Raw genomic sequence first — 23,318 nt, 5'->3', positions numbered from 1 at the left:
CGACAGAGTCACAGAAGTCCCCGGAGCGTGACTTCGGCCTTGTCCACGGCCTCGGTCATCGCGTGCATGTGGGCCTGCGGGAGGCTCCCTGCGCCGAGCCCCGACGCAGTGAGCAGGACGTCGAGTTTCTGTCTCTGCTCGCTGGTCAGGTGGGGGCCCGTCATGTGGTGGCTCATGACGTCGCGGGCCGCGTAGGCGTCGAGGCCGGCCACATCCGCGAGGGCGTCCCGTACCCGGCCGACCAGGGGGCCGGCGTGGTCGGGGACCAGTTCGAGCGCGGTCAGTCCCACTCGGGCCTGGAACGCCGTGACCTCGGGGTCGGGCGAGGTGGTCAGCGCGAGTGCCCCCTGTAGGGCAACATCCAGCTCCGGCTCCGGCATGGGGTCGGCCGCGGGCCAGCAGTGGATGCGCAGGAGGGCCGCGACGGTGCTCTCCCACGGCTCCTTGGGCGCGGTCGACTCGATCGTGTCGCGAGCCTCCTGGTCGAGTCCGCGTTCCATCAACGACATGATCTGGATCTGGCGTCCGTCGAGGAGGCGGTTACCGACGCCACGGTGCGCGGCCATGGCTTCCGCGGCCTCCGTCCAGCGGCCGATCCGTGCCAGGGCCCTGGCACCGTCCACGAGCACGGTGAACCACAGCTCCTGGCAGACCTTCCGGTGGTCTGCATCGGTGTCGATCAGCACCGACAGATCGACGGTGTTGCCGCGGATCTCGGCGGTGCCGCGTTTCTGGGCGGCGCGGTACAGCCGCATGAGTACGTCGTACGCGGCTTCACCATCACCTTCGCGGGTCAACAGCCGGGAGATGTTGACCAGGGGCATCAGCGACATCACGGCGATGTCCCCCGAGAGGTTCCCGGCCTCGGCGAATACCCGGTGCTGCCTCCAGGACAGGTCGGCTGCGAGGTCGGGCATCCCGACGTCGGAGGCGATCAGAGCGGCGTAGTTGAGGACCCCGCAGGCGCGGGCCACCAGATCACGGTGGCTCGCACCCGCGGCCTCGACAGCCAGCCGCTCAAGGAGGGTGATGCGTTCTTCCAATGGAAGCGCCGGCTTCTTGGCCCGGCGGACCAGCGGGATGCGACTGGCTATCGAGGGGATCATCGGCTCAGCCCTTGCGCGGCCAGTCGACGACGAGACGGCTGTACGCCTTGTCGATGACGAAGCGCGGTTCAGCGGCAGTCAGTTGGGCGCGGGCGTCGCCGACGGCCATGCGGAATCCGGGCTCCGGCGCGTCGTTGCCCCAGCCGTCGTGCCACTCGCCGATCTCCGTCGCGACCTCGTCGGTGAGTTCGGTGGCGCGCGAGCCGTGGCCGATGACGCCGATCTGCCAGAACTTGCCCTGCTCGTCCTCGCCCTCGCGCACGGTCAGGTAGGCCAGGGTGTCGCCGTCGAGGGCGGCCATGGAGCCCCAGCCGAAGTGCGGGTTGAAGCCGGGGCGTGCACCGGGCATGCGGGACAGACCGTTGGGCAGCACCGACGCCAGGTACAGGTACAGCCACTCCCAGGGGGCGCCCTTGCGGAACTTCACGTCGGTGTAGACCGTGGCCTGGCGCTGGTCCAGAACGGTGCGCATCGCCTCGCGGTCCACCTCCTGCTCGCTGAAGGTCTCCAGGCGGACGGTGCCCTCACCGTCATGAGGCACGAGGGTGTAGACGTCGTCACAGACCCCCTTGCGCAGGGGAACGAAGGTGGCCATCTCGCAGGAGACCGTCTTCCAGGCGTCACCGTCCCGCTCGAAGGCGAAGGACCGGGAAACGCTGCCCCGGATTCGCATCGGGAGGACCAGGCGTCCGCCGGGGGCGAGCTGGTCGAGGATTCTCACCGGAACGTCGCCGGCTCCGACCGTGAACTGAATGCGGTCGAAGGGAGCGTGCTCGGGAAGGCCGGCCGCGCCGTCGCCCAGCAGGGCCGTCACGTTCGTGGCCCCGGCTTGCGCGAGATTCTTCTGGGCGCCGTCGATGAGGTCTTCGTCGACGTCGATGGTCCACACGTGGCCTTCAGGAGCCACGAGAGCCCCCAGCAGGGCCGCGTTGTAGCCGGTGGCCGCCCCGGCTTCCAGGACCCTGTGTCCGGGCTGGGCGCCCATCTGCTCCAGTTGGATGGCGACGATGTTGGGTGCGGAGATGCAGGAGATCATCTCGCCGGCTTCGTCGTGCTTGATGGGCACGGCGTCGTTGACGTACGCGGTCTGAAGATTGACGCCGGGGAGGAACAGGTGACGCTCGGTGGACCGGAAGGCGGCGACGACTTCGGGGGTGTGCAGGTGGCCGCCCTCGGTGAGGCGGTTCACGAGCGCTTCGCGCAGTTCGACGGGGTCAGTGACGGAATTCAGGGTGGTCTCCATTGGTGCGAGGTTAGATTCCGGTGAGGTGGACTTGCCGGTAGACACGTCGGCTGCACCCCTTTCGGGGAAGGCGACTTGACAGCCCAGCCATGCGGTAGCGGCCTGCTCGTCGGCAGACACTCCGGCGCGGTTGAAAGCGAAGATCGCGTGATGGGCGAGCACCGCGCGAAGGCCCCGAGTCAGCCGCCCGTCGGAGGCTAGCTGCTTGAGTCGGCGCCCGGTGTCCTCGAAGGCGGCGACCCGCTCGACCCAGCCAGGCTCGGCGTTCGTCCGCCGGGCCGCATCCGCGTTCATCAGGCGCCGCATGGCCGTGACTGCGCCGTCGAGCGCGGGGCCGGTGGGCGGCGTGACGGGTGGCCGCATGGCGCCGACCTTCGCCCAGACGTCGCCGGCCTCGAAGGGGTCCAGGCCGGCCGACCGGATCATGGTGGACAGCAGCAGAACACAGCGCTCTCGGGCACCCTGGCTGCCGGTCTCGGCCAGAGCGGACCGGCTGTCCACGCAGAACACGTCGTGTGCGACGTCCATCCCGTCGGGGCCGCCGAACGCTACGGGCTCCGGCTCGTAGATGCCGATGACCCAGCGGCTGACCTGCTGTCCGGCGACCAGGCCGTCCAGGAGGTCGGCCACAGCGTGCTCGGTCCGCAGGCGCAGCCCACCCTCCTTGCGCAGGAAGTGGAACCGCTGCCCGCCCAGCGCGGACGACAACGCCTGAGCGGCCTCCGGGCTCACCCCGGCATCGCCGGGGAACGACACGCGTGCGTGCCACCAGTCCGTCTCGGCTCTGATCGGAAGGTTCTCGTCGTCCATGGTCGTTGAGCACTCCTTTTCGGTGGGGTTCGGACCCAGTGCCGGGCGGTCAGGTGATCAGCAGGGCACGGGTCCAGTCCGTGTTGTTCGTGCCGTCCAGGGCCAGTTGTGCACCAGCACGTCCCTCCAGGAATCCGGGCTTGGACGGGCGGTTCAGGTCGGCGGCCAGGCGCTCGGCGAGGTCGTCGATCAATGGCTTGAACCGGTCTGGAGTGGGGCTGTCGTCGGCTACGGCGCGGGTGACGGTCAGCAGACCGGCCCAGCCGTGGCACAGCGACGCGTCGGTGATCAGGTCGAGGCCGCTCGGGTCAGTCAGCGCGTGTACGACGGTGTCCTCTGCCGCGAGCTGGCGGGCCGGGTCGCCTAGGGCGAGCGCGGCGAGCTGCTGGGTGCGCGCGATGCCGAGCTGCCCGTAACACCAGGACGGGCGCGCACGGGCTGGCTCGGGCGGCTCAGAGGCTGACAGTTGCTCGTGGGTGGTCCAGTAGCAGCAGCCGTATGTGTCCAGCCAGCGCGCGAACACCTCGATGGCCTCGTGCTGCCCTGGCACCTGGACGCCGCGCAGTGCGGCGAGGGATACCGCTGCCAGCACGCCGGCGATGCCGTGCGCGACACCGTTGTTGCCGTGTCCGCCGTCCATCTCCTCGTGGCCGGGGCCATCCGCTGACCACCATCCCGGCAGCTCCCGGCCGCCGATGCGGACTGGTCGTGACAGGGAGACCAGATAGGCGAGAACCTCCTCCAGCAGCGGTGAGACCGCATCGCGTGTCAGAAGGAGTGCGCCCAGGCCGGTCAAGCCCTGAATGAGGTCGAACTCCGCCAGGTGCGGCAGCGTCCCAGCCGCCTGCCGGCGGTGCGCTGCGGCCAGTCGGGTGGCCACGATGCGGTCGACGGCGTCGCGGACGGCGCGGTCGGAGCGTCCGGCGCGGCTGAGCACGAACTCCAGTGCTGGGGCGCCGTGGAATAACGACGCGTTGCCTCCGCCGCTGACCCCGGCCGCTGTCGCCTCTACCAGTGAGTTTCGCGCTGCGGCCAGGTCACCGCGCTCGATGTACAGCAGCGCCATCCCGAGTGCGCCTTCGGAGAGATCCTGCGTTTTGGGCAGGCTCCCGGCCGTCATGAACGTGCCTTCAGGGGAACGACGATGCTGTGGGCACGCCCACCGAACCATCCGTCGGCGTCCGGTGGCGGCGCGTCGAACAGGGTTACGACCCCGGTCCGGCTGGCGTCGAGCTGGGCGCGCAGGAGGTCTAGCGGCATGTCCTGGCGAAGATCGAGCGGCAGGTGCTGGTCGTCGTCGCCCACAAGCACACAGTCCGGGACGCCGAACCGGCGTCTCCAGGCGTGAAGTTGCTCGGCCCACTCGTCCAGCGACGCGGCGCGGCCGGGCAGATCCCGAGCGCGCAGCCTCCACCGCGCAGCCGCCAGGATCGACCGCCGGTAGCGCAGCGCCGGCGTGAACGGCAACGTCCAGGCCGCGCCCCAGTCGAACCACGTCACCTGGGGCGCACCGGCCCGGCTGATCTCGGCCAGGAACCGGGCCACACGAGGGGTGTGGTTGTTCCACACGAAGTTGATCGCCGTCGGCGCAAGCAACTCAAGACGTTTGTGGGTGGCGGCCTCGGTGAGGTAGAGGCGGCCGTCACGGAAACCCACGGCCAGATCGGATGGGAACAGCACCCCCTTCCCGCGGTGCCGGAACTCCCCGACGCTGACCAGCCGGGGCAGCACCTGCGGGGCCCGAGTGAGCAGATCGGCACGGACACGGCCGGCGTGGAAGGACAACTGGGCCAGCTCCGCGCCGGGTTCGACCGTGGGCAGACCGGGAGACGTCGCGCCGGCCTTCGGGAACAGGTGCCAGAACCGGCCCGTGAACGAGCCGGCCGCCCGCGATGCGGTGGACACCTGAAGACGGAAGTCGCCGCGCTCCAAGGCCCGCATCGAGCCGGACTGAACCTGCCCGCACAGTTCGAGGTGGGGCGGGGCGAGCACGGACTTACCCGCGGCAGCTTCCAGCTCCTCGATCATCGCGCCGGACAGCGTCACCTCCCGGCGGCCCTCGACGGCCGCGATACCGGCCAGCTCCAGCAGCAGCCGATCTCGTCGGGTCATCGGGCGGGGAAGCTCGGACGCCTGGCCGAATCCCTCGGGCAAACCCAGGCCCTGCTTGGGATCTGTCACCAGTTCCAGCGCCACCTCGACGCCCTCGCCGTAGCGGTCGGCGAACTGCTCGGTGTAGCGGTGCCACGCCGGGGTCCCCGTCGGATGCATGGAGAGCCGGGTCAAAACCGTCGCCGCAGTCTCCGCCTCCGTCAGGACCGACTCCGGCAGCCGCACCGTGGCGTCCAGCCTCAGATCCGGCGCCGTGGGGTGGTTCCGGGCGTCCTCACGCAGAGCAGGCGGCAGGGCGGCGGTGGGATCGACGACTGTGGCGGGCGCACGCAGCGAGGACCGCAGCAGGCGCACCCGCAGGAGCTGTCCGAGCAGCCCTACTCGTTGGGGTTCGGTCGTGTTCGGGAACTCGGCGGCGAGCTTGTCCGCCAGCGCCGAGTACCGGATAGGTGAACGGGCTGCGTCAAGCACCAGTGCGACCGCAGGTGCCAGTGCGAGCGAGACCTCCGAAGCGCCCTCGGACGGGACATAGACGCGCCCGCCCTCCTGCCTGAGCAGGTTGTTGACGCAGACCTCCACCTCGGACATCCGCGCGCCGTCCGCCTCCCAGCCGCTGATCGCCGCGTCGAGCGCCACCGGGTCCGGCCGGGCAACAACCTGGTGACGGACGCCGACCCGCACCTCGGCCGTCTCGCCGAACTCGAAGAGGGCGACACCCGCGAACAGCCCGAACGGGGCGGAGCGGCGCGTGTACCTGATTGCGTACCGAGCCGTGGCCAGTGCCGCCCGTCGTACCCGGCGCACCTTCGGCGACCGCCCGTCGAGAATCGACTGGACCTGGCGGGACAGATCCGGGCTGGCGATGGAGGCGGCCTGCCGGAACGTGTCATCGGCCCACACCGCAGCGAGCCACGAACGCCAGTGTTCAAGATGTGCGGTGGGGCCCGGCCAGGGCGGCATGTCCGGCCCGGTGCGGTTTACCGCGGCGCGCAGCATCCCTTCGCCGGCGCCCTGGTACAGGCTGAGTCGGGAGCGCGTCATGACCCTCCGTTCTGGGCAGAGGGGTGCGGGCTGGAGGGACAGATCCGCCCAGCCCGCACCGCCGGACTGGACTGGTTACACCGTGGAGCCGGAGCAGGCGCTCGGGCAGGACGTGCCGCAGTTGTCGCCCGTGCCGCACATCAGGACCGTCTCGGTCTCCGGCGTGTTCTCGATGATGGTGATGTCGAGCTGGAACGGGTCGTCCTGGTCGATGGCCGGCTGCGTGGGAGCAACCGGTCGCTCCAGATGGACGGTGGTCATGCATGCCTCCGCTGAGTCGTAGCGAATGGTGCAGGATTCCGGAACTCGGTCGAGCCCCGGAGCTTTGGGCTGACGGGCCCGGCCGGCACGGCGCAGAACACCGATCGGGCCCGTCAGAGCGGCGGAAGGGGACTTTCCCGGAGCGCACATCCCGAAAAGTCGATGTGGAACGCTCCTGTTGCGTCTCACCCCTGCCGCCGCAGTTTTCGGTCACCCCCGCCGGGCCGGTTGCTCGGCGGGGGTGAGGTGCACGGCTCGCTCCCAGGGGCGTTTGGACGAGCCCGAGCCGTACACGCCGCGAACGTCACCCCCCTCGGGTCCCGCGTCCGCAGCCCTCGGCGGACTAGGGCCCACCCCAGCCCGTCGAGGAGTTTTCTGTCCCAGGACCGTCGGTCTCGTACGCCTCCAGGCCACGACGGACGGTGTCGAGCAGGTCCAATTGCTCGCGGGGGTCGGCGGCGACCGGGGTGGCGCTGTACGCAACGCGGGTGGCCTCGGCACGAAGAGCAGCTCGCCGTGCCCGTTGTCCGAGCGTGAGTTGGAGGGCGCGTCCCTGGGCGATCAGGTCGGCCAACGCCGCGCCGTCGAGCAAGACTTGAATGTCTGCGACCTCAACACCGTCGACTGGCTCGGCGAATTGGCCACGCAAGCGGAGCCGCACCGGCAAGTCCGGATACGGGTCCTCAGCTAACGCGTCCTCCTCGACCACCGATAGACGGAAACCGGCCTCTGCGGAGCGCATCGGGCGGTTCACCATCCCTTCGGCAGGAATCGGACAGCCTTGCCGTCCGTAGTCTCCAGCACCTGGTAACCAGGTGCGCACATCTCCATCAGTTGCAGGCCCCGGCCGCCCTCCGAATCCAGATCGGCTACCCGCCGGCGGGGCAACACCGGTGAGTCGTCCCAGACTTCAATCCAGAGGTCAGGGAGGACGACCACTGTGAATTCCGTGCCTGCGCTATGCGTCACAGCATTGGTGACGGCCTCGCTCACTAAGAGCCCGCAGAGTTCGACCAGGTCCTCGTCCACGCCAGCATCGGCGTAGACTTTCGTCGCCCAATGTCGGGCCTGCGGAACGGAGTTGGTCTCTCTGGCGAAGGATCTCGCCACAGAGCTTCGCTCCATCCGGTGCTCTCCTGTGCGCATGGCAGCCTCCAGCACGCGGCCGTGGGCAGCCGCGTAGATGAGCACGCACCGCTACGAGCCCCGCTCGGTGCGTAAGCCCGAGTGTGGTGCGATCGCAGGTGCGATCGCAAGTCCCTCGGCTGAAATGCCCTCAGAAGTGCCGCTGCGCTGGGCTGCGCGCTACCCTGCGGATGTCGAGCGAGCCGCGAAGGGAGGGCTGCACATGTCGGTGAACACGGCGGGGATCGTCGCGCGGCGGACTTTCGGTGACGCACTGAAGGCGTTTCGCACCGAATCGGACCACAAGATCAAGCAGATCGAGATCTCCCGAGTCCTCGGACGTAGCACCGTCGACCGCTACTCACGCTTCGAGCGAGGGGCGGCGCTGCCCGACGACGCGGAGTGGCAAGCCATCGTCAAGGCCCTGCACATGGACCCGGAGGCGAAGGTACGGCTGGAGACGCTGCTGCGAGCCGCCCGAGACATCGAGGGTGCCTGGTGGCGCGAGTTCGAGGAGGAGTTCGACGAGTCGCTCCTGGAATTCGTGGCCTACGAGGACGCTGCCACGAAGATCACCACATGCGCCGGCAACGTCCTGCCGGGCATCCTGCAACGCCGCCCGTACGCGGAAGCACTGACGCTCTCGCTGGACAAGGCGGTCCTCTCGCCGCACCAAATGGACCGCTCGGCACATCTGCGTGGACAGCGCCGAGGGATCTTCGACAAGAGCCACCCGCCAACCGTCGAAGCGATCATCGGTGAAGGAGCCCTGCGGCAGGAGGTCGGCGGCAAGACCGTCATGGTCAGCCAGCTCGACTCCCTCATCGAGGACGCGGAAGCGGGAAGGGTTTCATTCAGAATCATTCCCTTCACGGCTAGCGCAACCCTGACCCACATGTTTACCCTGCTGGAATTCGGTGGGGCGGGTGAAAAGCCGATCGTAGCTTTCGACGCGATGACGGGGATGACCTTCAGGAAGTCAGCCCGGGAGATCCGAGAGCTGCGCTCCTACATTGAGTCGTTGCGGGAGCTGGCTCGTTCACCGCTGGCTTCGTTGGAACTGTTGAGATCAATTAGGAAAGAGCTGTCGCGTTGACTAAGGAAGAGACTCTCAAGGCCCTGCTGGCGACCGACCTCACGGGCGCCGAGTGGACCAAGTCTTCATTTTCGGGCAGTACCGGTCAGGACTGCCTGGAAGTTACTCGGGTCGCGGGGCTCGGATGGGTGCTGCGGCACTCCATTCTCACCAGTCACATGATCCCGCTGACCGACGCCGAGTACTTGGCCCACTGCAACGGGGTCAAGGCGAACGAGCCGGGCCTGGTGCCGTAACCCAACTACTTCCGGACCCTCACAACCGGCGAAGGCCCGCTCCCTCTGTTCAGGTCAGGGGAGCGGGCCTTCGCCATACCGGCCTACAGGCCGAGGAAGACGCCGAGCTGGACGGTGAGGGAGAGGAACAGGTCGAGGCTGCTGGACATGGAGACCTCCGGGTCAGTACGTGGGCATGGAGAAGATGCTGCTGCGGCCGTTGGTGGTCGACGGGGCGCCCGTGGGGGCGGCGCCGAGGCCGAGCTGGGGGCGAGTGGGGCGACCGCGGGTGGGTGCGGTGCCTGGCTGTGCAGTCAGGCGCGGCAGGGTCGCGGCCTGGAGCGCCGGCGTAGCGCCGGGGCGGGGGTCGGGCAGCTCGGTGGGCCAGCCGGCCGCGAGGGAGCTGCGAGGGCCGCCTGTAGGAGTGCCGGGGAGCACTTCCTGGTATGCCTGCCAGCTTGGGTTCGGCCGCCGGACGAGGGGCATGACGGTCACCTCTTCTCGGATGGGGCGTATTCCACGGTGGCCGGCGGAAAATTGTTCGTGGTAATCGTGGACAGGGGTGAGGCCCGCGTCCTGGCTCGGGGAATTCAGGTCGCGGGCCTCTGTTCGTGGGCCGGTCAGGGGTTTCCGTATTCCGGCTTCGCGTAGGTCATTTTCGGGATCAGGAGATTCAGCGCTTGGATGCGCATGTACTTCTCCTCCGTGGAGTGACCGTCCCACGGGTACTCCTGGACGGTCGGCACTTTGAGGCCGTCGAAGCAGTCCTTGTCGTCGGGGTGGATGTGCCACGACGTCTGGCCCTTGGGCGTCTCGATGTACAGCACGGGGTACTCCGGGGCCTGGAGGTCGGTGTGGGAGAACACCCCGCCGAACATTCCGACGTAGCCGCCCAGGAGGTAAGCGCGTTCGCGGTAGAGCGTTAGCCCGGACTCCAGCTCACTGTGCACGGCGCACCGCCATCAGGGGCACGGGGAGCACTTGGCCGTCGCGCAGGGTTTCCCACCCCATACGCAGGACCATTTCGACGTTCCGGGTATTGCCGAGGAGGAGGCCGGCCACGACGGTGCGGGTCGGGCCGACCGTGTGTACGGGCGTCAATTCAGTCATCAGGGTGGCCCCTTTCTGATCTGGGTTGACGCCCATACTCACTACGTGATGGGAACTGTTGTCAGCGACACGGACGGCTGACCGAGTGAAATGCTCCCGCCCCCTACGCCGAAGCGGATTTCCCGGTGAATCTCGGCGAGCGTGAAACTGTTTCTGTCTCGCTCGAATGGCGGCATGTACAGGCCGTAGAAGCAGTCGCGGTTCTTGTCGTAGCCGACGCGAGCGAGACCGGCTGGCGAGCGGTACGGGACCTCCCAGCGCTGCCAGTGGGTGGAGACGAAGCCGAACCGGTGCAGCTCCTGCATGGCGGCCTGGAGCCGCTGGTTGGGCGCGATCGGCTCGACGACGGTCCAGCCGTGGTCCTCGGGCTCGAAGCCGCAGGGGAAGGGGAGCATCCCGAACATCACAGGCTCCTCGGGGCGAAGGTGAGGCAGGCGGCGATGCCGAGCTGCACGGCCATCCGCCGGCGCTTGGCCTCGCTCGTCCTGCGGCCGGTCTCTTCGAGGGTCTTCTCCAGGGCCCGTACGAGGTCGGCCCGGACGCCCAACGCTTCACCGTCGCTGTAGACGTGGCTGTCGAGCCGGTCGGCTTCCGCGTTCGCCAGGTGCAGCAGAGGAACACCAGCAGAGGTCGGGCCGGCGGTCCGCACCTCGGCGTGCTCGCACTCGACGCAGCAGCACACCAGGGAGCGGAATTCGTCCACGCCCCGGCACATGGTGTGGTGCCCGAGGGCGCAGGCGGAGGAAAGGTAGAGCACCTCCATCAGGCCGTGGAGCAACTTGGCGGCCTGATGGAGAGGCATGTCGAGGTCGGTGCCGTCAGACACAGTCCATCTCCTCCTGCGTGGAGGCGAGTTCCCAGGACTCGACTGTCTGACGGCCGGCGTTGGTGATGGTGTATCGAGCGTGGCCGTCCCGCTTGACGCTGACGGCGGACTCTTCGCGGACGAGGGCCTGAAGCGCAGCGAAGGCGCGACCGGACTGGATGCCCGTGGCGTCCACGAGCTGGAGGACGGTGCACTCCCCGTGTACGGAAAGTGCGTGCAACGCCTGCATTTTCTCGGTCATGACACCTCATTCGCTCGTGCTGTGGGGTGTGCATAAGCAGAGAGCCCCCTGCCGGGATCAGGCAGCAAGGGGCTCCCGTGCACAGATGTCTGATAGGAAACCGACCGACGAGGTAAGGCCGACTACCCGAGCAGATACCGTACAGAGACATAAACGGGACGCCCCCATTTTTGGTTACGGATCTGTTGGGTGCTCACTCTGATGGCAGAGCGTTGAGCGCAGGTCTTCGAGCATTACGGGGACGATGTCGCACACGCGCACCCCGGGCTCGTCGGCGTTGTGCTGGTGGGCCCAGGACCGGCAGAGCATGCGGGCGATGTCGGCTGCGACGTGCCGTGACCTGCTGATAGGGCGCATGGTCAGGCCCAGGCCCTGGCGTCGATAGCGCACGCGGCGAACCCACGCGGCACCGAACTCCGGGTCGCGCCGACGGAGGTACTCGACCGCCCGGTAGGAACAGTGGGTCTCGACCCCGAAAACCATCGGGAAGAAGACTTCTTCGGTCACGGTGAACGCCAGCCGACCGATGCTCGCGGAAAGCTCTATGGGATGGGCTTCCATGAGGCGCTGGTTCGCCTTGTCGTTTGTGATGAAGGACTGAACGTAGGCGCAGCCAAGCAGGCGCCAGTCGTTCCCGACACTTGTTGCTTCCGGCATGTTGCGCATCGTAGCCATTACTGTCCCCATATGAATTCAAGGCGCGAACTCCGGACCGTGTGTCCCGAGTGCAACAACGAAATTGGTTCCACCCAAATGGCGTATGGGTACTGCGGGGAGTGCCGCGACTTCTACGCCGCGCAGGCGGATTTCAACGCGGCGCCGGATGCGTTCACACCGCCGCAGATCATGGGCGGGGGGTGGATGCGCTGCTGCGGCGCCGCGCTGCGGGCCTGGGCCGTGTACCACCCGGCACCGTGGACGGCTGGCGAGAGCGTGCCGTGTGTCTACCAGCTCGGCAACGAGCTGCACGGGATGCGGCTGTGCCCTTGCGGTTACTGGCACTGGGTGAAGGCCACCTGCGACGAGAAGCCGCCGGCATGAGCGGGCCGACCGCGTGCCCCTGCATCGTCGAGGCCCTGGCCGTCCTCGCCGTGGACCCCGCGACCCGGCCCGGACGCTGCTGCGTCTGCCCTTCCCACGTGCAGCTCGTCGTGTGGGATGGAGCCCGGTGGCGCTGGAGCAACCAGCCGGCCGACATCGACACGGCGCTCCCTCGAACGGCGGATGGAGGAATTGTCGGCGCGTGCCAGACTGATCCGCGGATTGAGGAAGTCCACGCATGAGAATGCCGCACTCCAGGTTCCCGGGGTGCGGCATTCTCGCGTCACGTCCTTTCGAGTACATCGGGGAATATCTCCACTTCCCACGAGCCGTCCGGCATCCGCTCGAAGAGGGCGTTGCAGGGGAACACTTCGTTGTGGCCGAGGACGGCCTGGGCGCGCTCGTCGATGTCCAGGGCCCAGGGGAGGAACTCGCGGGGCAGGCGCCAGGTGCCGTTCCTGGTCTCGATCCACGCCAAGCCGCTGTCGGTGTCCGCGTACACGGCCTTCAGCTCGGTTCTTCGGCGTGTGTAGCCCTCGTCGATGCGGAACTCCCGGAGGGTCCGCACCTCGTTGAGCTGCCGCGTCAGGTTCACGCCGTTGAAGGGCGTCTGCACCCTGTCTTCCCTCCCAGGATCAGGCGGAGATCTTCTCCACGGCGACCGTCTCGCCGACGCGGCGGAAGGCGAAGGCTGCCGGCATCCGCAGCTCACGTCGTCTGGTCTGGGCGTCCAGCTCCATGGCCCAGGGCCAGAGCGTCCGCGGCAGGCCGTAGGCGTTGCCCTCCATCGTCAGGACGTACCAGCGGCTTCCCTGCGGTTCCGGCGTGACGCCGTTGATATGCAGGACCAGGCCCTGGTCGCCGGCCGGCACTGATGGGACGAACAGCATCGGAAGCGTCACTGTCCCGGTCCCGTCCAGGAGAGTTCGGCCGCCCAACTCGGTTCATTGGTCGGCTCGTTGGTGCCGACCACCACCATGGCCATGGCCTGCTTGTGCTCCTGGACGGCCTGGTCCGGATCGTCGTAGGTGACGAGCACCTCCAGGAGCGCGTTCTCGGGGGCCGGCGTGTACAGGGCCGTGCCCCATACCCGGGGCCGGTAATTCAGGGACACCACCACGCCGGCCCGAGCGTCCGGGTCGAAGACGAGGCCCAGGGTGCGCACGGTGACCCATTCACCGGTGGCGAGGCGGAGGTCGGACTTGAGCAGTGTTCGCCGCTCGACGTCGGCGATGAGGTGCGCCGCCTCGGATGACGAAACGGGACTGCCGTCCGGGCCGTATGAGAAAGGCACCCCTGAAGGTCCCAGTGCGACGGAGGCCAACTCGGTGACTGACACTTCGAATTCTCCCTCCAAAGCGGAAGGCCCGGTACAGAGGCGGGCGCAGGCAAGGGGGGGTTTGCTGCGCGGCCTCTGTACCGGACCGGACTTGGGTGGACGACGAACCCCCGAGAGCAATGGAAGAGGCCCGGGGGCCCGTCGTGTGCACCGCGAAACATTCAACCCACAGACCGACCCAGGAGTCACGGGGGAAAAGAAAAATTGTGGGCCTGTCACTCTAATGGGTGACGGCGGTCTTGTGGTCCGCCCGGTTACACGCTGCGCATATGCCCGCCGGTGGGGATGTCCAAGATGCCCGCAATGTCCATCTGGAACGCCGGGCCATCAGCACATATGGCCACGCTGGGTAACATCACTCCAGCATCTGGTGCAGGTCTCCCGAGGCCCTTCGTCACCCATTCGGCGGGGCGCCAGGAAGTGTTCCGCCGGTGTCAATTGTCACCAAGGATCGCCTAAGCAGATGGAGATTCCCCTACCCCCGCGTGCGCACCGCGGCCGGGTTCGAGACGCTAATCGTCCGCGAATCTCGCGCCCACTCGACCGTGTACCAGTAGTCCGTACCAGACGACAGGCCGGTGTCCTCGAACGTGCCTGACAGATCCGTGGAGTACGCCACCTGCTGGGCCAGGAACGGCGACCCCGGCGACGTCGACCTGATCCACCGGTAGATCCGCACCGTGGCCTTCACCGAGGTTCCCCACGCCAGCTTCACCGAGCTGTACGTCGCGGAGTCCGTCACCACGCTCACGGAAGGCTTCGAGCCCTTCGTGCCCGTCGTGGTGAACCGCGTCTCCGCAGACCACTCCGACGTCACCTCACCCGCGGTCACCCGGGCCCGGACCGCGAACGGTGCCCCGGTCGACAGACCCTTCAGCCCGAACGAGCCGTCGTACGGCCCCATCTCCGACAGATTCCATGGCACGTCCGAGATGGAGTACCAGGGGCTATCCGTCCGTGTGTCCTTCACCTGCGCCTCGACGAGACGCGGCTGGCCGGCCAAGGCCGGGGTGAGGACGTAGACGGTGGCGTTGCGGTCCAAGATGCCGGCGACCGTCAGCGTCGGCGCCTCCAGCGCCGAACCCGTCGTCTCCGCACTGGCCTCCGCGCTCCATTCCGACTCTGCCTGAACCCGGAAGGTGTACTGCGTCCCCGGCCGCAGGCCGGCCACGACCAGACTGCGCGCATCCCCCGCCACGGACGTCTCTGGCCATGAACCACTGCCCGTGACCGACCACGCCACGACGAAAGCCAGCGGATCTTGAGCGCTCGACCAGGACACGCGAACGCTCGTATCCGAAAGGACTTCGGTCGACACATCCGCCGGCACTTCCACCGCGAGCGAACTCACGCTTTCCGTAGCCGCCAAAGTCGTGGTTGTGGCGGAACGCTTCGCGGCCATATCGGTATCTCCTTCGCGGGACGCACTTCCACAATCGTCGCATCGCGAAAATGAGCACGAAAAGGCCCCACAGATGCGCTGACGGGGGATGCAGCACTCCTGCGGGGCCAGCTTTCGGGCCGGAAGCAGCCTAAGCCGCGTCCGGCTTTCCGGTGGAGAGGCCCTCGACCCAGTCGTCACGCTCGTCGCCGAACGCCGACCCGAGGTACGGGCCTACCCGTCCCTCAAGGTCACGGAACCAGAGCGCAGGGATGCTCTCCTGCTCGCCCTCCAGAAGATCGGTCGGCCTCGCGGCCTCCGGCACCGGCACGTACGCCCTGGCCCGGAAGACACACTTCCCCGCCTGCTCCCACGAGAGGCTCGACACCACGGCGCCCGGCTTCTCCTTCAGCAACCGGCGCGCGTCCTCCCAGGACATCGTCTCCCGCGCCGCTCTCTCGCTCATCGGTTGCCCCCTTGATCCGGTCCCAGTCGATCTCTCGCATGCACCCAGGGCACAGCAGGAGCTGAAGCATTCCCTGCTCGAAGTGCCGACGGTGTCGCTTGCAGTACGGCACCACGATCGGCAGCTTCGGCGCCGAAGGGTCGTACCCCTCAAGGCGATTGACCTCGCCGAGCAGCTTCTGGAGCTGGTCCACCGCACTCATCCGGCGCCTCCTGCCGATCGCCACGGCCCGCACGTATCCGAGTGACTGGCCGCTGCCACGAAGGTACGCGCTGCGAGCGCACCTGCGATCGCACATCATCGGAATGGCATATGCCAACGACGAAGCGTCATGCCTCCGGCTTGCGGCGCGCCCCTGACTGCCGCCCGCGGCCCCAGACGACGGCGAAGCCCTCCTGGAGTAATGCGCCAGAGGGTCTTCAACGTCCCCACCAGCGCCAAGAAAGAGAAACTGTCGACCACTCACCCAAACAGCCCACACGTGAATTGCCTCAGTCGTCCACGGATGCATAACGTTCCACCCATGACGACGCGACTAAGCCAGGTCGTCGCGGTGGAGAAGACCCGAAAAACTGAGGCGTACGGCGCACTGACCGCCGCGCACCACGAGGTCCAGAAATCCCCGTTGCTGACCGGCATTTCACGCACCTACCGCCCCCGAGACGAAGAGGGCGAACAACTCCCCGCTGAAGCCACGCGAGTTCAGCTCCGGGCCGACGACGCAATCAACCGGGCCCTCGCTGGCCTCATGCCGTTCTACGACGTGACTGCTACCAAGGACTGGGCGAATTGCTCAGCCCGCGCAGACATCCGGATCGGCGACCAGGTGCTCCTCGCTCAAGTCCCCGTGACCTACCTACTTTTCCTGGAAAAGCAGCTCCAGTCACTGCACACCTTCGTCGACAAGCTCCCCGTCCTCGACCCCTCCGAACAGTGGCAGTGGGACGAGCAGGCCGGCGTCTGGCGCACCGCAGCCTACGAAACCGTCCGCTCCAAGAAGGTGCCCCGCAACCACGTCAAGGCCCCGGCCACCGACAAGCACCCGGCCCAGGTCGACGTGTACTTCGAGGACGTGCCGGTCGGCACCTGGACCACGGTCAAGTTCTCCGGAGCCCTCCCGGCAACCCGCCGGCAGGAACTCCTCGGCCGCCTCCAGGTCGTCCGCGACGCGGTCAAGTACGCCCGAGAAGAGGCCAATTCAGCCGAGGCCACGAACCAACGGCCTGGCGCCACGCTGCTGAACTACCTGTTCGCGGCGTAACCCACAGACCCCCGCCGCCGGCGTGCGGTGGGCGCGCAGGAGCGCAAACTGAAACTAACGCCTGAAATTTGGAACACGGGCAGGCCACAGCGGAGGTTCGAATCCTTCTCCCGGCACCACACGCCGGGGTAGCCCAGAGGTAGAGGCAAGCCAGCCCCGAAAACTCAATTTCTCGCTCCAGTTTCAACACGCCACCAAGCGCCGGATCGACCGGCCCGAGCAAAATCATCGAGATGAGGGTTCGAGTCCCTCTCCTGGCGCTTCATGCCGGGGTGGTCCAATGGCAGGGCGCGGCGATCTCAACACGACTCGGAGCCTTAAATGTGCCGGCGTGAGCTGATGGGTGGACAACCCTTCTTAGGGCTCGTTTTAGGAACGAGTAACCTCCCCAGGGGGGTCGGGACTGGCTACGTCCCGGCCCCCCGCCAGCATTTCTCAGCCAGGCCGGCGGAGCCTGCCCCCGCAGGCGACGCGACGCAAAAATCCGGGGCCAGCACCTGAAGCATCCTGCGATCGCAAGTGCGATCGCACCGCTACGCTGCCGCCATGACTCAACCGACTCTGAACATCGACGAGTTGCTGACGAGGATGGGCGAGCTGTACCGCGCTTCCCTTCCCCAGCGGTCCCCCGAGGAAGAGGAGGCGTACTGGCGGGACTACAACGCCCGCTTCTACGCCAAGGTTCACGCCGACCTCGACACCCGCAAGGTCGTCATCTGCTGCCTCTGCCACAACGAACGACCCCGCATCAGCCCCGACGAGCCGTACTACTACCGCTCCAGCCAGTGTGAGAACGTCCGCCAGCCGTGGCACTACCACCGCACCTTCCGCTCCAGGAAGGCGGACGCCCGCGAAGCACGCAGGCACCGGCGCCGCCTCCGTAAGGGCCGGGTGGTCCGAACGTCTGCGTAACTCACAGCGGCCGTACGTAGCATGGCCTCATGCCAGACAAACCCCGCGAGCAGGCCACCGGCCGAATCAGCCACCGGGACAAGGAAGGCCAGCCCCTGGAGTTGCTGGAGTGGGCCGCCCTTTACGAGGACCATGCGTACCGCCTCGTGGCGGAGACCGAATTCGACGACGTCCTCGTGCGCACGATGTGGGAAGGGATCGACGCCGGGGTGGTCGGCGCCGGCGACATGTTCCACACCGGCGTCCGCCGAGCTGGCCGCTGGTCCGATGCCTGGGCCGGCCACCACCCCTGCACGCTCATTGAGGCCGAGGCTGCGCACGAGCTGGTCGTCGCGAAGGTGCGCGAGCAGCCCCCCGCGAGTGCCGAGAACTAGAGCTGCTGTCCGCAGCCGCAGGTGTGGCCGACGTGGCACGAGCAGGGGCAGTGCCGCAGGAGGCACAGCCCCCAGCAGTTGTCCGCGCCACAGGTGTCCCACACGAGGCACTCGTCCACGTGCTCCTCCGGGCAGCAGCTCGGGCCGGCTTCAGCGTTCATACCGGGACATTACGCTTGAGTCGCCCCGGCCATTTTCTGAGCCAAATCCCGTCGTCCTAGAGCCTGAACTGCCGCACCCGCACGGTCGTCGCCTGCACCTCGGTCACCGTCAACTGCGCCTCGGCCGGCCTGCGTTCGAAGAGACGGAGGAACGAGGCCAGCGCGTTGGCGCCGAACCACACAGGGACCCACCACGGGATGTTGAGAAGCCACCAGAGCAGGGCAGCGATTGAGGCGAAGACGAGGGAGCCGACCATTTCGTGCTTCCACAACGACGCCGGCCGCTCCTTCTTCCAGTTGATCCGGTACCGCACGTGGGGCCTCCGCCTGACGACTGGACAGTGCGCACAGACTATGTCTCGCACATCAGGTGCATGCCAGCAGGTTGAAGTGCGCTCTGCCCGCAGCCCCGGGCCCACGGTCGGCGGCATTTAAATGGAATATCGGCTTCCGGCCACTGCCGGCGGCGAGGACACTGGCTCTTGGTCTAAGGTCGATACTCGCGAGACGGCCCAGGCACCCAATTGTCCGCTTCGCCCGTTTAATGGTGGGGGGTCCCTATTTAAGGGGATTCGACCCCTACGCGGCGAATGAGGTGTACGCGAGGTCTGTGGTGTTAGTCGTTAATATACGATACCCCCGGGTCTGCCCAATAATGCCCCATGGGTCCGCAAAGTCCGAGACGTGCGTGAATGTCCGAAGTAACTGCGCGTAAGATACCTTACGGGCAGTAATTCTAGGCGGAGCGTGACCGGTCGCACGCGGACCGTGACATTACCGGAGCAACCATTCCGCTTTGCTCAGCAAATACGGGCATAATGCGTATTGCTCGGGAATGTGGTATGCGCGCCCATAGTGGTGCAAGCATGAGGTACTGCCTAATTGTGCTTTATCGGCACTTACCCGGCACCCCTGGCATTAGCCATATCTGGCGCAAGAGGGAGTTACCACCTCAGAGCACCGCATGAGCCGCACATAGGCATGAGCCACGCGCAAGCCGCGCAGCGGGGCAAGGGTGCGCATCCTCTCCTACCTCTCATGTGTGCTCTATGTGGCGTCAAGGGCAGATGCCTTAGAACCCCCGAATTTTCGCACCCTGGCATTTTCTGGGGCGTGTCCGTCATGCCTTCTTTGTGGGGGCGGGCCGCCGTGCGCCGTTCTGCCGTGCCGACCGGCCCCGGGGGACCGTCGGGCGCGCGTGCCGTGACAGGCTCTCACGCGGGCGCGCACGGTCCCGCGCGGCCCCGTTCCCGGGGGAGCGGCCCCGGCATGCTGGCACCGTGCGGGGGCGTGGCCGGACGCGTACGGGCCCCGTGGGGGGCGGCCGGAGTGACGGGCCCCCGGGGGTGCCGGACGCCGCAGGCAGGCGCCTAGCCAATCGTGGGGATTTTCTGGGGCATACCCGGAGATTCTGAGGGCACCGACCATGCCCGGCGGTTGCTGACGCCCCGTCATTTCTGCCATGACATGCACCACTAGAGCCGCATTCGTAAGGAACTAAGCGGCATGGCATGTCATGTGCCCTTTTTCCCGGGCATTTTGGACAGCTTGATCGTCCATATTCTGAGATTTCCCCCCTCTTTTCAAGATTCTTTAGCACCCAAAAACCCTGCCTGACCTGCATCTATCACGCCATGCTCATGAGTGATTACAGGAAAGGTGTTCCCCCCACGGGGGAAGACACCTAATGTCTTCCATGTCGCCACCGAGGGACGCGAACCCCGCAAGGGGGGAGCGGCCGGAGGGGGCGGCGGGGACACACGCGGGCAACGACGACCACGCGATAGCACCCCCGGGCACGCCGGGCGAGTGCATGGACCTAGGTAGAGCTGCGCGCTTTTCGGCGGCTCCCCCCGCATGTCCCGGCGGGTGCGAGTGGTGCACGTGCTGCGAAACACGTGTGCGCCTGGCAATGCGCCGTACCCGTGAGGGCCGGTTGCCTGTCTGGCGAATATTGACAGCTAATCCGTGCGCGTTACGTGAGTGACGTCAAGCGGGAAAGCGGACACCGAACATATATGTCCTTACCCATGGTTGGGGTGCGGGTATATCGCTAGGTGGTGGACTGCAAAGGGTGAATTCCCGGGGTCCTTTATCTCTTGCCCGATACCGAATGATCCTGACTTGCACGACAGAAAGTCTGGCGACGGATTGGCTTTGGCGAAAAAGCACAAGGGGTGACGTGCGCCTAGCAAGCGTGCACACCCATCCGCCTAGTACCGCTTAGCGGGAACGGTGTCTTTTGCCTACGGACGGGGGGAGCGGTCCCCCGGGATTACTCCCCCCGTCTGTCAGCATTCCGTCAGATCTGCCGTAGGCGCCAATTTTCCCTGTCAGCCTCGCACCATTAAGGGGTTTCCCATGGCCGCTAAGCCGTTGTTCGCCGGTCTCTCCATTGATGACCCTACGTCCGCACAGATTTACGCCGACCATTTCGCGCGTGAGCAGTACACCGAAAGCGCACGCGCGCATTTGCAGACTCCCGCCACTCCTCCGGAGCGTCGCCCGATTCCGGGCCGGTCGTCGTACGACCCCCCGAAAGCGGACGTCAAGCTGATCACGACCCGTTCCCGGGGTGAAGTGCGCCCGTCGACCGGTACCCCCAGCGTGCCCACGGGTCTGCGTAAAAGCGCTGGTGAGCGGCTGCGCCCGAAAGCCAAGGATGGACGCCGGAAGACTCGCGCGGCTGCAAAGTCGCGTGACAAGGGCGCGGAAAAGGTCCTCTATAACTCGCGCGTCGGCATGACCGCCGGTAGGCGCATGACGCCCGAAATTCGCGCACGCGTGGAAACCCTGACGGCTGTTCAGACGCTCGTAAATCTTCAGTCGCGCGACAACGCGCGGCAGGAAAGCGCACGCGTGGCGCGTGAGGACGCACGCGAAAACCTGCGCGCGGCCATTGGCCGCGAGCGTGACGCACTCGCGCGCAACGACGACGACGCGGCAAAGGCCGCTCGCGACGATATCCGCAAGTTCCGTAAGGCCGCCCAATTCAAGGGAGTTTGATCATGACGCCGCCGCTCACCTACAGCACCATTGCCGCTATCGACGTCGCCAACTCCGGGCGCATGCGTGCCGGACTCGCCGCTCTGGAACGGCGCAACCTGGGAGCCAAGCGCGGGCGGGCCGCGCGGCAGCACAAGGCGCGCGTCGCGGCCGAGCTGCGCCGCACCAACCCCGGCATCGTCGGTGGGCCCGTGCGCCGCGCGGACGTGCCGGTCACGTTCAAGGCCGAGCGACCGGAGCGCCGCAGGGTGACGCGTCCGGCGACGTCGACCGCTCCGGCGGAACGCGTCCACACGCCGATCAAGGCGGCCGAGCTGGACAAGGAGATGAAGGCCGCAGCCAAGCGGATCGTGCAGGCGGACACGTCCGGCGGCTGGCGCCTGGTCGGCGTCATGAACCGCGAGGACGGGCGCGTGAGCGTCTACGTCCGCAAGCACGGCGCGTCGGTCCGGTACTCCACCGCCGCCGTCTGATCCGCACAGCAGGGCGTCACTCGGGCGATACGTCGTCCGGGTGGCGCCTTTTGCATGCCCAAATTCCGTCCCGTATTCAGGGATGCAGCCGCAACCGCCCGGAGGTTTTCATATGGGCCATTCCGTAATTCGTCGCGCTGCGGCGCGTAAGTCCCTCCGAGTCGACCTGTGCCGCATGGTGCTGAAGGCGAACGGCACGCAGATGAAGTCGTACCGGGCGGAACTGTCCGCGCGCCGGTACGGCATGACGGATTCGGCGTTCGCGTTCGCCGTACGCGCCGGGCACGAGAGTCGGCGTGCCACTCGGCAGTCGGTCGGTGACCGGATGGGAAACCTCCGCGATTGGAAGCCGAAGCGTCCTTACCGCGACCGCGTCCAGCGCAACCGAGACCGGTACAACGCCGGTGACCCGAACAACCGCAATTCGTCTCGGTACCTGTGGGAGCCGATGCACTGCGGTCGCTTCTACGACAACTGAGCGGAGGAAATCGGCATGAACAACGGAAAGCCGAAGTGGCCCGAGTGCTCGTCGTACCAGCGCACGCACGTGGTGATCCGTCATGAGAACGGAAACGGCGTACTGACGCACACGACGACGCATCCGAACCTTCTCTCCCCCACGTTCTTCGGCGACGGCAGGAACGCATCGGTGCCCCTGACCCGCCCCGGATATTTCGCCAACGAGATCGGAGCAGCATGAACAACGTCGTCCGCACGGAATTCCGGGCCGAACACAGAATGGCCGACCGGCTCGACGAAGCCGTGGGCCGAGAAATCAGCGCCGTGTCCGACGACCTGGAGTACCTGGCCCAGGAATGGGCCGAATCCGGTGAGCTGCTGGACAGCGCGATCCACAACATGCAGATCGGCCTCGACCGGCTGCGGCAGCACGGCATGATCCTGGCCCGCGCGGCGGAGCTGCGCGAGGCGCTCCGCGACATCGAGCGGCTGCCCGAGGAGTTGGCCGGGGACCGGGGTGAAGGTGCGGTCGACCGGTCCATGCGCAGGCTGGCCCACCACATGACGATCGTCCAGGAGTCCGTGGACAGCGTGATCGCGTAGATGGCTTCGGCCGGTCTCGGCGCGGGCGTCCGCATCGAGGCCGGCCGTGGCTGTGCGCACTCCTGTGCATGGTCGGGCAGCGGGTTCGCCAGCCGAGGGTCGGCAGGGATGCAGCAGAAATGGAGGTGCGTATGAATCAGCGCCACGGTGACCGCTTCAGTCGGCCGCCTGGTCGTGGCTGGGTCTGGAATGACGAGCTGTCCCGGTGGGTGTGGAAGTCGTACCCGGACCTGAAAGTCGAGGCCACCGAGGACGGCTCGCTTCGCTACATGGGCTGGGACTACGCGGCCCGTGCCGGTAAGGGCGAGTGGTACGAGCTGACCGAGTTCGAACGCACGGAGTGGGTCTTCCAGTACCTGCCTCGCGGCTTCGGCTGGGGGCCTCGGGCGCTGACCCGCGAGCAGTGCAACAAGGCCATGCGGGAGGACCGCGAGAACGGCTTCTACCTGACGGAGTGGCAGGTCGAAGACCTCGACGGCAACCCGATGTGGATCGGCTTCATGAACGGCTTCAGCACCGGCCGCGTGCTGCGCATGTACGAGTACGTCTACTCGCCCGGTGAAACTCCGGCCAGCTAAAACAGCCACAAGAAAAGGGCCCCTGCGTATTCCTGTGCAGGGGCCCTTTGGCATGCCTAAAAATATCGAGGGGTGGGG

33 protein-coding genes are annotated in these 23,318 nt (G+C 66.9%); 12 read left to right on the top strand and 21 right to left on the bottom strand.

Annotation, left to right across the window (positions count from 1 at the left end; all coding sequences use genetic code 11):
* Nucleotides 1-8: 8 nt before the first annotated feature.
* From ACFPIH_RS03045 to ACFPIH_RS03015, 7 genes are all read right to left on the bottom strand, one after another.
* Nucleotides 9-1,106 (bottom strand): hypothetical protein, encoded by a 1,098-nt coding sequence (locus tag ACFPIH_RS03045; protein ID WP_381167900.1) that lies wholly within the window; start codon nucleotides 1,104-1,106, stop codon nucleotides 9-11.
* 4 nt (nucleotides 1,107-1,110) lie between these two features.
* A complete protein-coding gene (gene fxlM / locus ACFPIH_RS03040; protein WP_381167898.1) occupies nucleotides 1,111-3,159 on the bottom strand; it encodes a methyltransferase, FxLD system in 2,049 nt (682 codons plus the stop codon).
* Nucleotides 3,160-3,208: 49 nt separating this feature from the next.
* Nucleotides 3,209-4,279, bottom strand: coding sequence for a lanthionine synthetase C family protein (locus tag ACFPIH_RS03035; protein ID WP_381167897.1), 1,071 nt, complete (start codon nucleotides 4,277-4,279; stop codon nucleotides 3,209-3,211).
* Nucleotides 4,276-6,312 carry a lantibiotic dehydratase family protein gene (locus tag ACFPIH_RS03030; RefSeq protein WP_381167895.1) on the bottom strand — a complete coding sequence of 679 codons (2,037 nt, stop codon included), beginning with the start codon at nucleotides 6,310-6,312 and terminating at the stop codon, nucleotides 4,276-4,278. Before ACFPIH_RS03030 ends, ACFPIH_RS03035 begins: the two co-directional genes overlap by 4 nt.
* A gap of 75 nt (nucleotides 6,313-6,387) precedes the next feature.
* On the bottom strand, nucleotides 6,388-6,573 hold the full coding sequence (locus ACFPIH_RS03025; RefSeq protein ID WP_381167893.1) for an FxLD family lanthipeptide: 186 nt from the start codon (nucleotides 6,571-6,573) through the stop codon (nucleotides 6,388-6,390).
* A gap of 343 nt (nucleotides 6,574-6,916) precedes the next feature.
* Nucleotides 6,917-7,165, bottom strand: a complete 249-nt coding sequence (locus ACFPIH_RS03020; protein WP_381167891.1) for a hypothetical protein — start codon at nucleotides 7,163-7,165, stop codon at nucleotides 6,917-6,919.
* A gap of 158 nt (nucleotides 7,166-7,323) precedes the next feature.
* The gene (locus tag ACFPIH_RS03015; protein ID WP_381167889.1) at nucleotides 7,324-7,764 is read right to left on the bottom strand and encodes an ATP-binding protein; all 441 of its coding nucleotides are present in this window, start codon (nucleotides 7,762-7,764) and stop codon (nucleotides 7,324-7,326) included.
* Between ACFPIH_RS03015 and ACFPIH_RS03010 the strand changes: the two genes are divergently transcribed.
* Together ACFPIH_RS03010 and ACFPIH_RS03005 are read left to right on the top strand one after the other, a co-directional pair.
* On the top strand, nucleotides 7,757-8,794 hold the full coding sequence (locus tag ACFPIH_RS03010; RefSeq protein WP_381167887.1) for a helix-turn-helix domain-containing protein: 1,038 nt from the start codon (nucleotides 7,757-7,759) through the stop codon (nucleotides 8,792-8,794). The two genes, ACFPIH_RS03015 and ACFPIH_RS03010, sit on opposite strands and share 8 nt — an antisense overlap.
* Entirely contained in the window at nucleotides 8,791-9,030 is a 240-nt protein-coding gene (locus ACFPIH_RS03005) for a DUF397 domain-containing protein (protein ID WP_381167885.1), read from the top strand. Before ACFPIH_RS03010 ends, ACFPIH_RS03005 begins: the two co-directional genes overlap by 4 nt.
* Nucleotides 9,031-9,192: 162 nt before the next feature.
* On the opposite strand, the gene ACFPIH_RS03000 is transcribed toward ACFPIH_RS03005, so the two are convergent.
* The 7 genes from ACFPIH_RS03000 to ACFPIH_RS02970 form a co-directional block, all read right to left on the bottom strand.
* Nucleotides 9,193-9,495 carry a hypothetical protein gene (locus tag ACFPIH_RS03000; RefSeq protein WP_381167883.1) on the bottom strand — a complete coding sequence of 101 codons (303 nt, stop codon included), beginning with the start codon at nucleotides 9,493-9,495 and terminating at the stop codon, nucleotides 9,193-9,195.
* Nucleotides 9,496-9,629: 134 nt separating this feature from the next.
* A complete protein-coding gene (locus ACFPIH_RS02995) occupies nucleotides 9,630-9,959 on the bottom strand; it encodes a hypothetical protein (protein WP_381167881.1) in 330 nt (109 codons plus the stop codon).
* Nucleotides 9,949-10,119 carry a hypothetical protein gene (locus tag ACFPIH_RS02990; protein WP_381167879.1) on the bottom strand — a complete coding sequence of 57 codons (171 nt, stop codon included), beginning with the start codon at nucleotides 10,117-10,119 and terminating at the stop codon, nucleotides 9,949-9,951. Before ACFPIH_RS02990 ends, ACFPIH_RS02995 begins: the two co-directional genes overlap by 11 nt.
* Nucleotides 10,120-10,160: 41 nt before the next feature.
* Nucleotides 10,161-10,523 carry a hypothetical protein gene (locus tag ACFPIH_RS02985; RefSeq protein ID WP_381167877.1) on the bottom strand — a complete coding sequence of 121 codons (363 nt, stop codon included), beginning with the start codon at nucleotides 10,521-10,523 and terminating at the stop codon, nucleotides 10,161-10,163.
* A complete protein-coding gene (locus ACFPIH_RS02980; protein WP_381167875.1) occupies nucleotides 10,523-10,945 on the bottom strand; it encodes a hypothetical protein in 423 nt (140 codons plus the stop codon). Before ACFPIH_RS02980 ends, ACFPIH_RS02985 begins: the two co-directional genes overlap by 1 nt.
* Nucleotides 10,938-11,186: a hypothetical protein gene (locus ACFPIH_RS02975; protein WP_381167873.1), complete on the bottom strand. Its 249-nt coding sequence runs from the start codon at nucleotides 11,184-11,186 to the stop codon at nucleotides 10,938-10,940. Before ACFPIH_RS02975 ends, ACFPIH_RS02980 begins: the two co-directional genes overlap by 8 nt.
* A 174-nt stretch (nucleotides 11,187-11,360) precedes the next feature.
* Nucleotides 11,361-11,843 (bottom strand): hypothetical protein, encoded by a 483-nt coding sequence (locus tag ACFPIH_RS02970; RefSeq protein ID WP_381167871.1) that lies wholly within the window; start codon nucleotides 11,841-11,843, stop codon nucleotides 11,361-11,363.
* Between the two features lie 96 nt (nucleotides 11,844-11,939).
* Between ACFPIH_RS02970 and ACFPIH_RS02965 the strand changes: the two genes are divergently transcribed.
* Nucleotides 11,940-12,227, top strand: coding sequence for a hypothetical protein (locus ACFPIH_RS02965; RefSeq protein ID WP_381167869.1), 288 nt, complete (start codon nucleotides 11,940-11,942; stop codon nucleotides 12,225-12,227).
* 283 nt (nucleotides 12,228-12,510) lie between these two features.
* On the opposite strand, the gene ACFPIH_RS02960 is transcribed toward ACFPIH_RS02965, so the two are convergent.
* The 5 genes from ACFPIH_RS02960 to ACFPIH_RS02940 form a co-directional block, all read right to left on the bottom strand.
* Entirely contained in the window at nucleotides 12,511-12,843 is a 333-nt protein-coding gene (locus ACFPIH_RS02960) for a hypothetical protein (protein ID WP_381167867.1), read from the bottom strand.
* 19 nt (nucleotides 12,844-12,862) lie between these two features.
* Nucleotides 12,863-13,129 (bottom strand): hypothetical protein, encoded by a 267-nt coding sequence (locus ACFPIH_RS02955; protein WP_361942200.1) that lies wholly within the window; start codon nucleotides 13,127-13,129, stop codon nucleotides 12,863-12,865.
* On the bottom strand, nucleotides 13,126-13,521 hold the full coding sequence (locus ACFPIH_RS02950; RefSeq protein WP_361942203.1) for a peptide ligase PGM1-related protein: 396 nt from the start codon (nucleotides 13,519-13,521) through the stop codon (nucleotides 13,126-13,128). Before ACFPIH_RS02950 ends, ACFPIH_RS02955 begins: the two co-directional genes overlap by 4 nt.
* A gap of 520 nt (nucleotides 13,522-14,041) precedes the next feature.
* On the bottom strand, nucleotides 14,042-14,968 hold the full coding sequence (locus ACFPIH_RS02945; protein WP_381167861.1) for a fibronectin type III domain-containing protein: 927 nt from the start codon (nucleotides 14,966-14,968) through the stop codon (nucleotides 14,042-14,044).
* 130 nt (nucleotides 14,969-15,098) lie between these two features.
* Complete coding sequence (locus ACFPIH_RS02940) at nucleotides 15,099-15,413, bottom strand: hypothetical protein (protein WP_381167858.1); 315 nt, start codon at nucleotides 15,411-15,413, stop codon at nucleotides 15,099-15,101.
* Nucleotides 15,414-15,936: 523 nt separating this feature from the next.
* Between ACFPIH_RS02940 and ACFPIH_RS02935 the strand changes: the two genes are divergently transcribed.
* The 3 genes from ACFPIH_RS02935 to ACFPIH_RS02925 all read left to right on the top strand — a co-directional run bounded on the left by ACFPIH_RS02935 (nucleotide 15,937) and on the right by ACFPIH_RS02925 (nucleotide 17,960).
* Nucleotides 15,937-16,674, top strand: coding sequence for a DUF7873 family protein (locus ACFPIH_RS02935; RefSeq protein ID WP_381167855.1), 738 nt, complete (start codon nucleotides 15,937-15,939; stop codon nucleotides 16,672-16,674).
* Between the two features lie 546 nt (nucleotides 16,675-17,220).
* Nucleotides 17,221-17,586 carry a hypothetical protein gene (locus tag ACFPIH_RS02930; protein WP_381167852.1) on the top strand — a complete coding sequence of 122 codons (366 nt, stop codon included), beginning with the start codon at nucleotides 17,221-17,223 and terminating at the stop codon, nucleotides 17,584-17,586.
* A gap of 29 nt (nucleotides 17,587-17,615) precedes the next feature.
* On the top strand, nucleotides 17,616-17,960 hold the full coding sequence (locus ACFPIH_RS02925) for a hypothetical protein (protein WP_381167849.1): 345 nt from the start codon (nucleotides 17,616-17,618) through the stop codon (nucleotides 17,958-17,960).
* On the opposite strand, the gene ACFPIH_RS02920 is transcribed toward ACFPIH_RS02925, so the two are convergent.
* Both ACFPIH_RS02920 and ACFPIH_RS02915 read right to left on the bottom strand, forming a co-directional pair.
* Nucleotides 17,957-18,121, bottom strand: a complete 165-nt coding sequence (locus ACFPIH_RS02920; protein WP_381167846.1) for a hypothetical protein — start codon at nucleotides 18,119-18,121, stop codon at nucleotides 17,957-17,959. The genes ACFPIH_RS02925 and ACFPIH_RS02920 overlap by 4 nt on opposite strands.
* Before the next feature lie 56 nt (nucleotides 18,122-18,177).
* The gene (locus ACFPIH_RS02915; RefSeq protein ID WP_381167844.1) at nucleotides 18,178-18,435 is read right to left on the bottom strand and encodes a hypothetical protein; all 258 of its coding nucleotides are present in this window, start codon (nucleotides 18,433-18,435) and stop codon (nucleotides 18,178-18,180) included.
* 2,047 nt (nucleotides 18,436-20,482) lie between these two features.
* On the opposite strand from ACFPIH_RS02915, the gene ACFPIH_RS02910 reads away from it, so the two are divergent.
* From ACFPIH_RS02910 to ACFPIH_RS02885, 6 genes are all read left to right on the top strand, one after another.
* Nucleotides 20,483-21,127, top strand: coding sequence for a hypothetical protein (locus tag ACFPIH_RS02910; RefSeq protein ID WP_381167841.1), 645 nt, complete (start codon nucleotides 20,483-20,485; stop codon nucleotides 21,125-21,127).
* A gap of 2 nt (nucleotides 21,128-21,129) precedes the next feature.
* Entirely contained in the window at nucleotides 21,130-21,600 is a 471-nt protein-coding gene (locus ACFPIH_RS02905) for a hypothetical protein (RefSeq protein WP_381167838.1), read from the top strand.
* A gap of 175 nt (nucleotides 21,601-21,775) precedes the next feature.
* Nucleotides 21,776-22,078, top strand: coding sequence for a hypothetical protein (locus tag ACFPIH_RS02900; RefSeq protein WP_381167835.1), 303 nt, complete (start codon nucleotides 21,776-21,778; stop codon nucleotides 22,076-22,078).
* 15 nt (nucleotides 22,079-22,093) lie between these two features.
* Entirely contained in the window at nucleotides 22,094-22,300 is a 207-nt protein-coding gene (locus ACFPIH_RS02895) for a hypothetical protein (RefSeq protein ID WP_381167832.1), read from the top strand.
* Nucleotides 22,297-22,662: a hypothetical protein gene (locus ACFPIH_RS02890; protein ID WP_381167829.1), complete on the top strand. Its 366-nt coding sequence runs from the start codon at nucleotides 22,297-22,299 to the stop codon at nucleotides 22,660-22,662. Before ACFPIH_RS02895 ends, ACFPIH_RS02890 begins: the two co-directional genes overlap by 4 nt.
* A gap of 131 nt (nucleotides 22,663-22,793) precedes the next feature.
* Nucleotides 22,794-23,240 carry a hypothetical protein gene (locus tag ACFPIH_RS02885; protein ID WP_381167826.1) on the top strand — a complete coding sequence of 149 codons (447 nt, stop codon included), beginning with the start codon at nucleotides 22,794-22,796 and terminating at the stop codon, nucleotides 23,238-23,240.
* Nucleotides 23,241-23,318 lie beyond the last annotated feature (78 nt).

Origin of the sequence: Streptomyces vulcanius, assembly GCF_042653945.1 — a bacterium.
In the GTDB taxonomy this organism is placed as follows: Bacteria; Actinomycetota; Actinomycetes; order Streptomycetales; family Streptomycetaceae; genus Streptomyces; species Streptomyces mangrovi.
This window is presented reverse-complemented; position numbering and strand designations above follow the sequence as displayed.